Origin of the sequence: Streptomyces sp. NPDC017936, from assembly GCF_044328485.1 — a bacterium.
In the GTDB taxonomy this organism is placed as follows: Bacteria; Actinomycetota; Actinomycetes; order Streptomycetales; family Streptomycetaceae; genus Streptomyces.
In genome coordinates, this window is the sequence record NZ_JBIRHK010000001.1 from 210,026 (window position 1) to 225,351 (window position 15,326).

Consider the following 15,326-nt stretch of genomic DNA (forward strand, 5'->3'; position numbering starts at 1 on the left):
CGCCTTCTCCCTCTCGGCTTCCGCCTTGGCCTCCGCCTTCTCCCGCTCGGCCTCGGCCTTCTCGCGCTCCTGCTCCGCCTTGGCCTCCGCCTTCTCCCTCTCGGCTTCCGCCTTGGCCTCCGCCTTCTCCCGCTCGGCCTCCGCCTTCTCGCGCTCCCGCTCGGCCTTGGCCTCCGCCTTCTCCCTCTCGGCTTCCGCCTTGGCCTCCGCCTTCTCCCGCTCGGCCTCCGCCTTGGCGGCCGCCGCTTCGGCCGCCGCCTTCTTCTTCTCGGCGTCGGCCTCCTCCTTGGCGGAGATCTCGGAGAGGGGACGGTCGTCCTTGTCGGTGATGCTGGTGTCGAAGGCCTTCTCCGCGGCCTTGAAGGCCTTGTGGATCTCGACGATGGCCTCGGCGCCCGCCGTACTGAGCCAGTCCTGCACGGACTGCTCCCACCGGCGCACCGCCTCGTCGGCGATCGCCTTCCACGTGGTCATCTCGCTCGGTTTGCCGTACGACTTGCCCTCGATGACGATGTCGTTCTGGAAGCCGGTGGTCGACACCACGTAGTTGTGCCAGGAGGTGTACGGACCGGAGCCGCTGGACACCGTCTCGATGTCCGTCTTGTCGTACTGGGTGTCGAAGAGGGTCAGCCGGGCGTTCTGCAGCATGTCGTAGAGCCAGCGCTGCGGATTGCTCTCGGCCTTCCACGCGTTCCAGGCGTCGGAGAGCTTCTGCGCCTGGGCGAGGAGAACTCCCTGGGCCTCGGCCAGTGCCCGGGCCGGCTCGGAGGTCACCGTCACGCCGTCGACGGTGACGGCGCTCTCGCCGCCGTCACCCCTGCCGTTGAGCTGGTCGGCGTAGCCCTCGTAGTTCCGGGCCAGCTTGTGGATGAGCTCCTTGAAGACGGCGGCCGACGTGCCGTCCCAGGCGTCGCTGCCCTCTCCGATGTTCTCGGTGTCCCACTTGCCGATGGTGACCGCGCTGTCCTCGAAGAACTTCACGACCCGGTCGAAGGCCTTGGCCGTTTTCGTGAAGGTGAGCAGGTCGACATAGTCGGCGTCGTTCACCGGGTAGCCGCGGTTCTTGAACCCGTGGGTCGAGTAGGGCCACATGGTGAGCTGCGAGAGGGCGTCCCTGGAGCCGTAGACGTACCGGACCAGCGCGTTGGTGTTCCAGTCGAGCTTCTCGCCCTCTTTGTTCCAGCCGCCCTTGTCCTTCAGGCGCTCACTCGTCTTCGTGTAGTCCGGGATCACGTCGTCCCCGCCCGGCGGCCAGTCCTGGCCGGACGCGAGGAAGGTGATGTAGGCGCGGTACCGGTAGAGGTACTTCCCGGCGGACACGTCCTGGGAGTCGTCACTGGGGCGGTAGAACGGGATGGTGTAGTCGGTGTTGTGCGTCTTCCATCCGCTCGAGGACAGGAAGCCCGACGAGTACTCCGGGCCGCCGTGCTTGTCCAGCCGGACGTGGATCAGCGGGATGCCGTCGTTACCCTTCAGATCGTCGAACAACGTCTTCCGCTCCGGCAGGACATAGCCGGTGAGCAGGTCAACCGCTTTTTTCCAGTTGTCGTTGTTGTTGTCCTCGGGGTTGGCCATCGCCGAACTCCGCTACTCTTTCTCTTCGGTGCCACCCTGATTGTCGAGATCACTGTCGACATCCTCGAAGATGTCCATGAAATCGTCCGGGGTGATGTTCTCGAGGTTCTTGCCCTGAGCCTTGGCCAGTTCGTCGATCGTGTCCCACAGCGCCTGTTCGAGGTCCTCGAAGAGGACCGTCTGGTCCTCCAGGATGCGCACGACCTCGTCCGCGCCCTGCTGGATGACCTTGTTCAGGGCGCCCCCGCCCGCCGCGCTGTTCTCGCCGGCCATGAGGCCGATGACGAGGGGCTTCGCGGAGTCGATCGTCGTGGTCGAGATGCTGTCCGCGATGAACGAGATCGCCGGCCCGGCGGTCGGACTGTCCTTGAGGATGTTCTCCAGCGTCGTGCGGAAGCCGTCGATCTGGTTGTTGATGAAGTTCTTCAGGAACGTGCTGTCGAGGACCGTGACGGCCATGCGATCGTCCTTCCGTCACCGGCCGGCGTCAGCGGCTGCCGATCCTGATGTCGCCCCACCGCTGCGACAGGTTCTGCTCCGTGTAGCGGTAGTTGGCGGAGATCTCGGTGAGCAGACCGGAGTGGTTGGCGAGCAGGTTCTTGATGTTCTCGACAGCGTTGTCCCACTTCGCCTGGACCTCGCTGTAGACGTCCTTGTCGTCACCGATCCAGCTGTTCTTGAGTTCGGCCAGCTCCATTTCCAGGTTGGCCAGAATGCTCATGATCGACTGGGACTGGCTGACCATGTCGTCCGCCGCGCCTTCGGCGTGGTTGTAGTCGACGTAGATGTAGCCGTCGGAGAAGTCCATCGGATGCCTCGATTCACCGGGATGACGAAGAGAGTGGGGGGCCGGTGCCTGGCACCGGTGCGCCGGGGTCAGTTCCCCGACGTGTGGGTGCCGTTGAGCTGGTCGAAGACCTGCGTGGAGCGCGAGTACTCCCTGTCGATCGTGTCGCTGGTGGATCCCTGCACCAGCCCGTGCTCCCGGAGCGTGCCGTTGAGCTCGTCGACCATCCGGTCCAGATTGATCAGGATGGTGTCGACGTGCTCGTCCCACTGCTCCAGCAGTTTCTTGTACTTTCCGCCGTCCACACCGCCGTAATTCGAGGCGAGCGTGTGCGACGTGGTCTGGACGTCCTGCTGGCAGCGCTGGACACCGGAGAAGGCCTGTTCCAGCGCCATGATCCCATTACGGGTCGCGCGTTCTTCGGACTGCTGCATGGCCATGAGGAAACTCCCTTTTCGGCGAAACCCACCGGGCTGCGGCCCCCATGTCACCCTGTGGGCAGACAGGGCGTCCCGGCGAGCACGACTGACTCGCGGGACCATGGGATGGCCAGATGCTATGCAGGCCTCAACTTGTTTGGCAATTGCCGACGGAACCCCGAAGTCCCTTACCCGAGAGCTCGATTGAGCAAGGATCCGGAATTCGCGCCGCTCAGGTGAGCGGCGCGGTGAATCCGGCCGGACAGATCGGGCATCGGCGTCGTCCACCGGGATCCACGGGTGCCCGGCTTCAACGTGAGGTGACCGCGCGTACGCCGAGAATTTCCCTTCCGGACGACTGCCGACGGGCCCGGCCGCTCCCGCCCGCTACCCCCCGGCGGGGCACCGCAGCGTCACCCGTGCCTCGCCGTCGGACGCCGCCTCGGGGGTCAGGTCCGGGCCGCTGGGCAGCATGGCCAGCAGCGGGGACGGCATCGTCCGCGCCTCGACGCCCTCGTAGCCCAGCGCCTTCACCGCCTCCTGGGACAGCAGCCGGTACTTCACGCCCTCGTCCGTCACCAGGTACGTGGTGTCGCCCAGTGCGCTGCCGCTCGCGCTCAACGCCCGGACCAGCGCGCCCTTCCCGGCCCGCACCGCGATGGAGTCGACCTTCAGACAGCCCGGTTCGACCTCGGGCGACGGCGCCTGCACGGCCTCCGGCAGGGCGCCCTCGGGCAGCACCGAGGTGCCCACCCGCACACCGGAGCCGGCGGAGTCGACCTCGGCGCAGGCCACGGAGCCGGGGGCGACGGCGACCGCCTTCGGCGGCTTCGCGGGCAGCTGGGCCGCCCCCGGTCCGGCGTCCCGCGCGCCGGGGGCGAGATGCCCCGCCAGGGTGTCCGCGCCGAGTTCCGCCACGGTCGCGGCGCCCCCGCCGTACGCCTTCTCCCGTGTCCGCGGGTCGCCCAGCAGGAGGGTGGCGCCGGTGTCGGTCAGGGGGACGAGCCCCTCCCGCGTGAGCAGGTGGTAACGGTCGGCGGAGCCGGGTACGCCGACCCGGAAGAGCTGCCCGATCCTGGTGCTGCGCCCGGCCAGTTCGGGGCCCTTCTCGCCCCGGCCGGGCACGTCGGCGGGGGCCAGGTCGGGCCCCAGCGGGAAGGCGTCGAGGAACGCCGCGGACACGGGGCGGGGTGCGACATCGCCGTACCCGAGCGCCTCGGCCGCCTTCGCCCGCTCGTCCAGGCGCAGCCGGCTGCCCTGCCACAGCAGGTACGTGGCGTCGTCCGGGCCCGTGACCAGCAGGCCCTCGTCATCGCCCAGCTGCCGGCCGCCGGGCACGTCCCGCGGGGCGCCGGTGCCGAGGGCGAGCGTCGTGGTCGCCGTGACGACGCCCGTCGTCCGCGGGAGGACGCCGGAACACACCAGCCACGGGGCGCGGTCCAGGTCGCCCGTCCCCGGCAGGGCCTCGGGCCCGTCGGGGATGCCGACGGGAGTGCCGTGCGGGGTGCCGGCGAGCGAGGACGTGCCCACCGTCGTGACGTCGACGTCGCCGCCGGTGACCAGCCGGGCCGACGCGTAGTTGCGCACCGGGCGCAGCCGCCCGTCCAGGTACAGGTAGCGCGCCCCGGTCTGCTTGTCGACGATCAGGCTCTCCCCCGAGCGCCACGAGTCGTTGCCGCCGGGCCGGATGAGTCCGAAGACGAAGGCGCCGGCGCACACCAGCACGGCGATGATCACGCCGATCGCGGCACCGCGGTTGGTCCGGCCCAGCGGGCTCTCCGGGGAGTCCGGCTCGGCGCGCAGCATGGCCGAGGCCAGCCGCCCCATGATGAAGAGGTGCGCCTGTACTTGGTCGCGTTTGCTGTGCATGTCGCCGTTCTCCCGGGTCAGCCGTTGATGCCGCGGAGCCGGCCGTAGACGCCCATCGACCAGAGCGTCAGCGGCAGGATGGCGATGGCGGCGAGTGAGTGCAGCAGCTCCGCCGCGCGCCCCCAGTACGGGACGAGCCGCCGTCCGGGCACCGTCCACGAGGCGATGGTGATCGCGGCGGCCAGGCCCATCAGACCGGCCGTCAGGGTCAGCCGGTCCGCCGGGGCGAGGGAGCGCGCGGAGACGAACAGCAGCAGGACCACGCCCCAGGCCCCGGCGGCGGTCAGCGCCAGCCGCTGCCAGACGTTGCCCAGCCCCCGGCTGTGCAGCAGCAGCAGGAGGGAGAGGGCCACCACGGTGAGGACCTCGGCGAGGTCCGGCGCGGCCATGAGCGCCACCTGGCAGGGCAGGCACACCAGGCCGATGGCGCCGTAGAGGGCGGTCATCCAGCCGTCCGCCAGCGCGGAGCGCGCGTCGACCTCCGAGGAGGAGTACGGGTCGATGCCCTGCTGCAGCTGCTGGACGTTGGTCGGCAGGGGCGGCATCCGCATGCCGGCCAGCCGGAACGACAGGGACGGGACGAACCCGCCGAAGAGCACCACCACCACGGCCACCACGCCGGCCGCCTGCTGCGGCGCCAGGTCCAGGGTGATCAGGGCGGCGCCGAGCGCGCCCGCCGCCGCGACGCAGGCCGCGCCGATGAACAGCGCCGGGTACACGCCGACCGCCGCCAGGGCCAGCACCGCGCCCGCGCCGCCGGCCGCGGACGCCGCCAGCAGCCGTGCGCCGAGGACGGCCTCGCCGTCGGCGCCGCCGAGGTCGCCGCCGGGCAGCAGCCAGCCCGCCAGGGCGAAGTAGGGGGCCGCCATCAGGCCGAGCACCGAGCCGGCTCCGGCGTCCCCGACGGCGCGGGAGGCGGAGCCCGCTCCGGCGATCAGCAGCAGTCCGGCGGCCGAGGCGGCGACCGCCCGCGTCCAGCCCGCCGTTCCCGGCATGGCCAGCAGCACGATGCCCAGCGCGAGGGTGGCCGCGGCCAGTCCGCGCAGCAGCCGCCGGCCCGCCTCCGGGCTCCAGCCGTGCGGTCTGCGGCCCATGCCCTCGGCGATGCCGTCGACGAGGTCGTCGATGTGCACCTCGGGCAGCGCCTCGGTACGCGGCCGCAGATGAAGCTGCTCTCCGTCCCGCAGACCGAGGGAGTCCAAGGTACTCTCGGGGTCGAGCGGTGGACCGCCGAGGCGTTGGAGCACCCACCCTCCGTGCTCCAGGCCGGACTCCTCCAGGTCGTCCCCTCCGTAGCCGATCACCGTGGGCAGCAGGTCGGCGACGGGGACGTCGGAGGGCACGGCCAGGTCGACGGTCCTGGCCGGAGCACGTACGGTGACGCGGCACAGGCTTGCCGCCTGAATCTCAGTCATGGGTTCGGGTTTCACACTTTCTGGCGGGCCACGGGATCACGCGGTGGCTGGAAGGCGGCAGCGGCACACCGGCCGGTCGCCGAACGCGACGGAAAAGTCGGACGGGGCATGCGCCGACGAGTTTGACCAAACGCCGGGCTTTTCGCAACACCACTCCGGGAGTTCGGCGTCGCGGCACCCCCTGGCCGTTTTCCCGCTGCCGTCGCGCGGGATTCCGAGCTCTTTACGAGAAAACCCGCGACGTTCCCGCGCGGCTCCCCCGGTATTCCTTCAGAAATCATTGAGGAGGACGTTCGTTGAGCGTGATCCTGTTCCGCCGGCCGGCCCGCCGCAAAGGGCCGGACATGCCGTCGGGGGAACTGAGTCTCCAGGAGCCGCCGACGCTTCCGGAAGTCGTGCCGGACAGTTCCGCGGTGTGGACGTACCTGCCGATGGCGCTGATGTCGGTCTCGATGATGCTGATGTTCATGCGGCCGGGGATGAGCCAGAGCAGTGGCGGGTTCATCTACATCGCGCTCGGTGTGATGGTGGTCGCGTCGGCGGGGATGATGCTCGGTCAGGTCATGCGGCGCAACGGCGAGCGCAAGCAGCGGATGAAGGGCGAGCGCCGCGACTACCTGCGGTACCTGCGGCAGACCCGGCGCGTGGTGCGGGCGTCCATCGTGGAGCAGCAGCGCGCCCTCGCCTGGCGGCACCCGGAGCCCGACGCGCTGTCGTCGCTGGTGCGCAGCACCCGGTTGTGGGAACGCCGGGCGTCGGACGAGGACTTCGCCGAGGTGCGGATGGGCGTGGGCGACCAGCGGCTCGCGATGAAGCTGACGCCGCTGTCGACCAAGCCCGTCGAGGACCTGGAGCCGCTGTCGGCGCACGCGCTGCGCAGCTTCACCCGGGCCTACTCCACCGTCCGGGACCAGCCCATCGCGATCTACCTGCGGGCCTGGTCGAAGGTGCTGTTCCGCGGGGACGAGGAGCGGATACGGGCCCAGGTGCGGGCGCTGCTCGCGCAGTTGGCGGTGTTCCACTCCCCCGACGACCTGTGGATCGCGCTGTGCGTCTCGGACGAGCGGCGCGCGGAGTGGGAGTGGGCGAAGTGGCTGCCGCACGGTCTGCACCGGCACGAGGAGGACGGCGCCGGACCGGCCCGCATGATCGCCTCGGCCTTCACGGAACTGGAGAACCTGCTCGGCGCGGAGTTCCTGGAGCGGCCGGGCGCCGACCCCGACGCGGTGCCGGGGCGTGAGGAGCCGTACACGGTCGTCGTGATCGACGGCTGCACGGTGCCGGCGGGGCACCGCTTCGACGGGCACGGGTTCCGCAACGCGGTGGTGCTCGACCTCACCGGGGCGCTCGCGTGGAAGCCGGGGCGGACCACGCTGCGCCTGGAGGTGGACGGCGACGGGGTGGCGCTGGTGCGCACCGACCGCGACCGCAAGGAGCAGTCGACCGTGCTCGGCCGGCCCGACCGGCTGGGCACGGCGGGCGCGCTGGCGCTCGCCCGGCTGCTGGCGCCGTACCGGATGAGCGTGGGCGGCGACGACTCCCGGCCGCTCGCCGACGACGTCGAGCTGACCTCGCTGCTGAACATCCCCGATCTGCACCGGCACGACCCGGCCACGCTGTGGGAGCGGTCGACCGGCAGTGCCCGGCTGCGGGTGCCGATCGCGGTGAGCGGTGAGGGCCGGCCCGTGGAGCTGGACATCAAGGAGTCCGCGCAGGGCGGTACGGGCCCGCACGGCATGCTGATCGGCGCCACCGGCTCCGGCAAGAGCGAGCTGCTGCGCACGCTGGTGCTGGCGCTGGCGCTGACCAACTCCTCCGAGACGCTGAACTTCGTCCTCGTCGACTTCAAGGGCGGCGCCACCTTCCTCGGCCTCGACGAACTGCCGCACACCTCGGCGGTCATCACCAACCTCGCCGACGAGGTGGCGCTGGTCGCCCGGATGCAGGACGCCCTGCACGGGGAGCTGATCCGGCGGCAGGAGCTGCTGCGCGCCGCCGGGAACTACACCTCCGCGCTGGAGTACGAGAAGGCCCGGCAGTCCGGGACGCCGCTGCAGCCGCTGCCGAGCCTGTTCGTGGTGGTCGACGAGTTCAGCGAACTGCTCGCCTCGCACCGCGACTTCATGGAGCTGTTCGTGATGATCGGCCGGCTCGGGCGCAGTCTCGGGGTCCATCTGCTGCTGGCCTCGCAGCGGTTGGACGAGGGCCGCATGCACCAGCTCGAGAGCCACCTGTCGTACCGGATCGGTCTGCGGACGTTCTCCGCGATGGAGAGCCGGGGCGTGCTCGGCGTGCCGGACGCCTACGAGCTGCCGGCGCAGCCGGGCGCCGGTTTCCTCAAGAGCGGCGTGGACGCGCTCACCCGGTTCCGGGCCGCGTACGTCTCGGGGCCGTACCGGCGGCGCCGGGCCGTCGCGCAGGCGCAGGTGGCGCGTCAGGTGGTGCCGTGGACGTCGGAGTGGGTGGTGCCGCGCGCGCCCGCGGACCCGGACGCGGCGGGCGAGCCCGACGGGCCGGGGCCGGAGGCCGGGGAGGACGGCGGCGGGGAGACGCTGCTGTCGGTGGCGCTCGACCGGCTGCGCGGCGCGGGTCCGCCCGCCCACCAGGTGTGGCTGCCGCCGCTGGGCCGGCCGGCCACCCTGGACCAGATCCTGCCTCCGCTGGCGCCCGATCCGCGGTACGGCCTGACCACGGCGGACTGGCCGCTGCGGGGACGGCTCACGGTGCCGGTGGGGGTCGTGGACCGTCCCTTCGACCAACTGCGTGACCTGCTGACCGTGGACCTGTCGGCGGCCGGCGGCCACGTGGCCGTCGCCGGCGGGCCGCAGAGCGGCAAGAGCACCCTGCTGCGGACCCTCATCACCGCGCTGGCCCTCACCCACACCCCGCGCGAAGTGCAGTTCTACTGCCTCGACTTCGGCGGCGGCACGCTGGCCGCGCTGGACGGGCTGCCCCACATGAGCGGGGTCGCGGCGCGGGTGGACACCGAGCGGGTGGGCCGTACGATCGCGGAGGTCACCACGCTGCTCGCCCGGCGGGAGCGGTTCTTCCTGGAGCACGGCATCGACTCCATGGCCACGTACCGCAAGCGGCGCGCGGCGGGCGAGTTCCCCGACGAGCCGCACGGGGACGTCTTCCTGGCCATCGACGGCTGGGCCACCGTGCGCCAGGACTTCGACCGGCACATCCCCACGTTCAACGCGCTGGCCGCCCGCGGGCTCAACTACGGCGTCCACCTGATGGTCACCACCGCCCGCTGGGTGGAGCTGTCGTCCTCGGTGCGCGACCAGACCGGGACCCGGCTGGAGCTGCGGATGGGTGACCCGATGGACTCGCAGATCGACTCCCGCAAGGCGGCGACGGTCCCGCGCAGCGCGGGGCGGGGGCTGACCTCGGACAAGCTGCACTACCTGTCGGCGCTGCCGCGCGTCGACGGGGTCGAGGACGCCGACGACCTCGCCGACGGGGTCGCGGGACTGGTCGCCGCGATCGCCGAGAACTGGACGGGGCCCACCGCGCCGCGGGTGCGGATGCTGCCGGCGAAGCTGCCGGTCGGGGAGCTGCCGGAGCCGGAGGGCGAGAACGGCCTGCGGATCGCCATCGGCCTGGACGAGAACGAACTGGCCCCGGTGTGGCACGACTTCACCGAGAACCCGCACCTGATCGTGGTGGGCGACACCGAGAGCGGCAAGACGAACCTGCTGCGGCTGGTCGCGCGGGGCATCACCGAGCGGTACACGCCCGCCGAGGCGCGCATCATGACGGTGGACTACCGGCGGGAGCTGGTGGAGAGCGTCCCGGAGGCGTACCGGCTCGGGCACGCCGTGTCCCTGGACATGCTGCGGGAACTGGTGGACGGGGCGGCGCGGGCGGTCAAGCAGCGGGTTCCGGGCGAGGACATCGCTCCGTCGCGGATGCGGCTGTGCGACTGGTGGCAGGGGCCGCGGCTGTTCATCCTCGTCGACGACTACGACATGGTGGGCAGCGGGCCGATGGCGCAGCCGTTCGCCCCGCTGCTGGACCATCTGGCGCTGGGGCACGAGGTGGGACTGCACCTGGTGGTGGCGCGGTCGTCGGCGGGCGCGGGGCGCGGGCTGAACGAGGCGTTGCTGCGCCGGCTGCAGGAGGTCAACACGCCCGGCCTGTTGATGTCGTGCCCGCCGAGCGAGGGCTACCTCTTCGGGAGCGTGAAGGGGCGGGAGCTGATTCCGGGGCGGGCGATCCGGATCGCCCGCCGGAAGACCCTGCAGGTGCAGACGGCGTTGGTGGAGGACCCGTCGTGACGCGTCCGTCCCCCACGGGTGAGGACCGGTCCCCTGCGGGGCCGGCCTCCTGCGGGTGCGGCGCGGCCCGGGGCTCGCGGGGTGCGCCGCGCCGGTGCGGGCCGGGGGTGGTCGCGCGGCCCGGCGCCCGCGGGGTGCCGTCGCGTCCGCCCTCCCCCGCTCCCGGCTCCGTTCGAGCGGGGGGACCCCCGTCGCCCGCCCGTGTCGCCCCGCGGCACGACCGTCCGCGGACCGCGGCGGCGCCGGGCGGGCCGGCGCGGGCGGTCACGGTGACGTCCCCCTCAGGGAGCGGTCGGGGGACGCCAGTTGCGGGTGCGGCCCCGGGGGACGACCGCGGCCAGGGCCGCGAGCAGGAGCACCGTCGTCAGGCCCGCGGCCGCGATCGTCAGGGAGCGGTCGTGGGGAGTGGGGTCGGCGGCGGGTGGCATGTGTGCGGGGGCCGGGGTCGGCGCGACGGGCTCCGTGCCGTCCTGGACCAGGGACAGGGCCGCGTACGGGTCGAGGCGGGGGGTGTCGGCGGGGTAGGCGGTGTCCAGCAGCCGGCGGGTGACCTCCGCCGCCGTGAGGTCGGGGTGGTAGGCGCGGACGAGCGCGGCGGCGCCCGCGACGACCGCCGCGGCCAGCGAGGCGCCGGAACCGATGTAGTGGCCGGAGCCCCCGGGGCCGACGCTGACCATCGCGCCGCCCGGCGCGGACAGCTCGGGCTCGTGCGCGGGCGGCGCGTTCTCCTGCCGTACGCCGCCGGGGCCGAAGTCCACGACGGCGAGCGCGCCGGGCACCGCGGCCGGCCAGTACGGGCCCTCGGGCATCTCGCCGTCGGGCCCCTGCTCCTCGCGGGGCACGGCGTCCGGGGCGGCCGGGGCGACGACCAGTGCGTCGTTGCGGGTGGCGTGGGCGACGGCCGCGGTGAGTTCGGCCTCGCCGGTGCGCAGGGCCTGGCCGACGTAGATGACCCGTGCGCCGCGGTCCGCCGCCGTCCGGATGCCGGCGGCCACGCGTTCCGCGGAGGGCACTCCGCGGTCGTCGGTGCCGGACAGGGCGAGGATCTCCGCCTGCGGGGCGACCCCGGTGATGCCGCTGCCCGTCACCGGTGCGGCGGCGATCAGGCCGGCGGCGAACGTGCCGTGGCCCACGCAGTCCTCGCCCGCCCCGCCGACGGACTCCACCCTGCCGGACAGGCCGGGGACGCCGGGGGCGACACCGGTGTCGACCACCGCGACGGTCACCCCGCCGCCGCGGGAGACCCGCTGGGCCCGGGACAGCCCGAGCGCCGTCTGCGACCACGCCGCTCCGGTGGCCGTCTGCCCGGAGGCCCCGGTGCACGGGTTGCCCTCGCCGAGCCGGACGGGCAGCGGGGGCAGCAGCGTGGCCCCCGGATCGTCGGCGCCGGGCCCGGCCGACGACGCGGCGGGGGCGGCCGGGGCCGCGAGGGCCGGTCCCCCGGTGACCGGCAGGACCACGGCGATCGCCAGCACGAGGCCCGCACTCCGGCGTTTCATGACATTCCGCATGAGGCGCATGATATGCACACAACATGTACGGCGTACAACGCCAACTACCGCACAGCACAAGGAGGTTCGAGGCGTGGCACGTCACATACTCACGGTCGGCCCGGAACGGTCGGACGGCTTCCAGACGATCGGTGAGGCGCTGGCCCATGCCCGTACCGGGGCGGTGGTCCGGGTCCGTCCCGGCCGCTACGCCGAGAACCTCGTCATCCGGCACCGGGTGACGATCGTCGGCGAGGGCGAGCCGGGCACCGTCGAGCTCTGCCCGCGGGACGGCACCGCCGTCACCCTCATGGCCGACGCCGTGATGCTCAGCTCCCTGACCCTGCGGGGCCGCGACAAGGAGGCCGCGGTCGTGGACGTCCCGGCGGGTCAGGCCGCCCTCGACGGGTGCACCGTGACCGGTGCCGGATGGACGGCGCTGCTGGTCCGCGGCAAGGGCTCGCTGGCCGCCCGCCGCTGCCGGATCGGCAACCCCGGCGGCGCCGGGCTCGTCGACTCGTCGCAGACCGAGAGCATCGTCGAGGACTGCACGTTCGAGAACTTCGGCACCTCCGCGGTGGTCCTCGGCGAGAGCGCCGGACCCCTGATCCGCGACTGCCGCATCCGCGGCGCGCGGGCCAACGGCGTCCTGGCGAGCGGCGAGGCGCGGGGCACCGTGGAGGGCTGCGACATCTCCGGCACCGACAAGCCCGCCATCGCCCTGGAGGGCCACAGCTCGACCCGGGTGCTGCGGTGCGCCGTGCACCACACGTCCGTCGGCCTGCTGGTGAGCAGCATGGCCCGCCCGGAGATCGAGGAGACCTCGTTCGAGTCCATCGCGCAGAGCGGTGTCGTCATCTCCGGCGGCGCCGACCCGCTGCTGCGCGGGTGCGTCACCCGGCGCACCAAGAGCAGCGGACTGCTCGTCCTGGACCGCTCGCGCGGGATCCTGGAGGGCTGCTCGTTCCACGGCTCCACCGAGGCCGCCGTACGGGTCGTCGAGGGCAGCGCCCCGCTGCTGCGGGACACCGTCGTGAGCGACTGCGCCGACACCGCCGGGGCGGTGCAGCTCGCGGACGGCTCCACGGCCGAGTTCGAGCGCCTGGAGGTCCTGGACGCGGCCGGCGTCGGCATCTCGGTGCGCTCCGCCGCCGACCCCCTGCTGCGCCGGGCCCGGGTCACCGGCGCGGGCGGCCACGGCATCGAGTTCACCGACGACGGCCGCGGCCGGCTCGAGCACTGCGAGGTCGAGTCCGCCGGCGGCTGCGCGCTGAGCATCGACGACGACGCCGACCCCGAGATCAGCGACACCGTGCTGAACTCCGCCGCCCGCACGGGCCTCCTCGTCGGCGAACGCGGCCGGGGCACCCTGCGGGACTGCGAGATCGGCGACAGCGCCGACGCCGGGGTCGGCGTGCGGGACGGCGCGGAGGTCACCCTGGAGCGGGTCCGGGTGCACGGCTCGCGGGCCCACGGCGTGCAGGTGTCGCGCGGCGGCCGGGCCGCCCTCACCGCCTGCGAGATCACCGGCAGCACGGGCGACGGCGTACGGATCGACAGCGCCGAACCGGTCGACGTCATCCGGTGCGTCGTACGCGACAACCGCGGCGCGGGACTGCGCCAGAGCCGCGCGAGCGAACGGCTCACGGTCGAGCTGCTGACCAGCGCGGACAACGGCCTGCCGGACAGCTGGGGCGAGTCCGCCGGGACGGCCGGCGAGGACGGCGCCCCGGGCGGGCCCGGCAAGGAGCCGGAGCCCGAGGGCCCGCTGGCCGAACTGGAGTCGCTCGTCGGCCTGGAGAACGTCAAGCACCAGGTGCGCACGCTGGTCAACCTGAACCAGCTCGCGGAGCGCCGGCGCCGGCTCGGCATGCCGGTCCCGTCGATGAGCCGGCACCTGATCTTCGCGGGGCCGCCCGGCACCGGCAAGACCACCGTCGCCCGCCTCTACGGCAGCATCCTCGCGGACCTGGGCGTGCTCAGGAGCGGGCATCTGGTCGAGGTCGCCCGCGCCGACCTGGTCGCGCAGGTCATCGGCGGTACGGCCATCAAGACCACCGAGGCGTTCACCAGCGCGCTGGGCGGGGTGCTGTTCATCGACGAGGCCTACACCCTCACCGTCGAGGGGACGTCCAACGACTTCGGCCGGGAGGCCGTCGACACCCTGCTGAAGCTCATGGAGGACCACCGCGACGACGTGGTCGTGGTGGCGGCCGGCTACTCCGAGCAGATGGAGTCGTTCCTCACCGCCAACCCGGGCCTCGCCTCCCGGTTCACCCGCACCATCGAGTTCGGCAACTACGCGGTGGAGGAGCTGGTGACGATCACCGAGAGCCTCTGCCACCGGCACCAGTTCGAGCTCGGGCCGCTGACCCGGGAGGCCCTCGCCGTGCGCTTCGAGCGGATGACGCGCGACGCGTCCTTCGGCAACGGCCGCGCGGCCCGCGCCGTGTTCGAGGACATGGTGGACCGGCAGGCGTTCCGGCTCGCGGCCATGACCGACCCGGCGGAGAACGACCTGACGCTGCTGCTGCCGCAGGACGTCGGCGACGCGGAGGCGGCGGCCGTCGGCGGCACGGCACAGGACTCCGACGACGCGTCCGACCCGATGGCCGAGCTCACCGCCATGGTGGGGCTCGCCGCCGTGAAGCGGGAGGTCGCCGACCTGGTCAGTCTGCTGACCAACGCCCGGCAGCGGATCGCCGCGGGGCTGCCCGCCCCCCGGATCAGCAACCACCTGGTCTTCAGCGGACCGCCCGGCACCGGCAAGACCACCGTCGCCCGGCTGTACGCCAGGCTCCTGCACTCGCTGGGGGTGCTCCCCCGCGACTCCCTGGTGGAGGTGGCGCGGGCGGACCTGGTGGGCCAGTACGTCGGCCACACCGCCCAGCGCACCAAGGACGTCTTCACCAGCGCGCTGGGCGGGGTGCTGTTCATCGACGAGGCCTACACCCTGACCCCCGAGGGATCGTCCAACGACTTCGGCCGCGAGGCCGTCGACACCCTGCTGAAGCTCATGGAGGACCACCGCGACGAGATCGTGGTCGTCGTCGCCGGGTACACCGAGGAGATGGAGCGCTTCCTCGCCTCCAACCCCGGTCTGACGTCCCGGTTCTCCAAGTTCGTGACGTTCGAGGACTACAGCACGGACGAGCTGGTCACCATCGTGTCCCGGCATGCCGCCGCCTCCGGGTACGAGTGCGCCGACGCCACCGTCGAGGCGCTGCGCGCCCATGTGGACGCCATCCCTCGCGACCGGTCCTTCGGCAACGCGCGGCTCGCCCGGCAGTTGCTGGAGACGATGATGACGAGCCAGGCCCGCCGGCTGGGCGGGCTGGGTTCGCCCAGTCTCGCCGACCTCACCACGCTGCTGCCGGAGGACCTGCCGCCGGCGCGGCGGCGGGAGGCCGCCCTGTGACCCCCTGAAGCGAAGGCGAACGCCCGCCGGTTCGCGCCGGCGGGCGTTCGCCACTGCGCTGTCACGTCCC

At 72.6% G+C, this 15,326-nt stretch carries 9 protein-coding genes; 2 read left to right on the plus strand and 7 right to left on the minus strand.

Annotation, left to right across the window (positions count from 1 at the left end; all coding sequences use genetic code 11):
- From ACH4F6_RS00880 to eccD, 6 genes are all read right to left on the minus strand, one after another.
- A partial coding sequence (locus ACH4F6_RS00880) for an AAWKG family protein (protein WP_397957653.1) occupies positions 1-1,575 on the minus strand: 1,575 nt, incomplete at its 3' end.
- A gap of 12 nt (positions 1,576-1,587) precedes the next feature.
- The gene (locus ACH4F6_RS00885) at positions 1,588-2,034 is read right to left on the minus strand and encodes a type VII secretion system-associated protein (RefSeq protein WP_397957654.1); all 447 of its coding nucleotides are present in this window, start codon (positions 2,032-2,034) and stop codon (positions 1,588-1,590) included.
- Between the two features lie 28 nt (positions 2,035-2,062).
- Positions 2,063-2,383, minus strand: a complete 321-nt coding sequence (locus tag ACH4F6_RS00890; RefSeq protein ID WP_397957655.1) for a WXG100 family type VII secretion target — start codon at positions 2,381-2,383, stop codon at positions 2,063-2,065.
- A 68-nt stretch (positions 2,384-2,451) separates the two neighbouring features.
- Positions 2,452-2,796, minus strand: a complete 345-nt coding sequence (locus ACH4F6_RS00895; protein ID WP_397957656.1) for a hypothetical protein — start codon at positions 2,794-2,796, stop codon at positions 2,452-2,454.
- A 372-nt stretch (positions 2,797-3,168) separates the two neighbouring features.
- Positions 3,169-4,650, minus strand: a complete 1,482-nt coding sequence (gene eccB / locus ACH4F6_RS00900; protein WP_397957657.1) for a type VII secretion protein EccB — start codon at positions 4,648-4,650, stop codon at positions 3,169-3,171.
- Between the two features lie 17 nt (positions 4,651-4,667).
- Entirely contained in the window at positions 4,668-6,065 is a 1,398-nt protein-coding gene (gene eccD, locus ACH4F6_RS00905; protein WP_397957658.1) for a type VII secretion integral membrane protein EccD, read from the minus strand.
- Positions 6,066-6,367: 302 nt separating this feature from the next.
- Between eccD and eccCa the strand changes: the two genes are divergently transcribed.
- A complete protein-coding gene (eccCa, locus tag ACH4F6_RS00910) occupies positions 6,368-10,348 on the plus strand; it encodes a type VII secretion protein EccCa (protein WP_397958193.1) in 3,981 nt (1,326 codons plus the stop codon).
- Positions 10,349-10,629: 281 nt separating this feature from the next.
- Here the strand turns inward: eccCa and ACH4F6_RS00915 are convergent, their stop codons facing one another.
- Positions 10,630-11,859: a S8 family serine peptidase gene (locus ACH4F6_RS00915; RefSeq protein ID WP_397957659.1), complete on the minus strand. Its 1,230-nt coding sequence runs from the start codon at positions 11,857-11,859 to the stop codon at positions 10,630-10,632.
- A gap of 73 nt (positions 11,860-11,932) precedes the next feature.
- Here ACH4F6_RS00915 and ACH4F6_RS00920 point away from each other — a divergent pair, with 73 nt between their 5' ends.
- Positions 11,933-15,256 (plus strand): right-handed parallel beta-helix repeat-containing protein, encoded by a 3,324-nt coding sequence (locus ACH4F6_RS00920; protein ID WP_397957660.1) that lies wholly within the window; start codon positions 11,933-11,935, stop codon positions 15,254-15,256.
- The last annotated feature ends 70 nt before the right edge of the window (positions 15,257-15,326 follow it).

Excerpts from the sequence above, each read along its gene's own strand:
- ACH4F6_RS00885 (WP_397957654.1), bottom strand. The coding sequence starts at position 2,034 with ATGGCCGTCACGGTCCTCGACAGCACGTTCCTGAAGAACTTCATCAAC.
- ACH4F6_RS00890 (WP_397957655.1), bottom strand. The coding sequence starts at position 2,383 with ATGGACTTCTCCGACGGCTACATCTACGTCGACTACAACCACGCCGAA.
- ACH4F6_RS00895 (WP_397957656.1), bottom strand. The coding sequence starts at position 2,796 with ATGCAGCAGTCCGAAGAACGCGCGACCCGTAATGGGATCATGGCGCTG.
- eccB (WP_397957657.1), bottom strand. The coding sequence starts at position 4,650 with ATGCACAGCAAACGCGACCAAGTACAGGCGCACCTCTTCATCATGGGG.
- eccD (WP_397957658.1), bottom strand. The coding sequence starts at position 6,065 with ATGACTGAGATTCAGGCGGCAAGCCTGTGCCGCGTCACCGTACGTGCT.
- ACH4F6_RS00915 (WP_397957659.1), bottom strand. The coding sequence starts at position 11,859 with ATGCGGAATGTCATGAAACGCCGGAGTGCGGGCCTCGTGCTGGCGATC.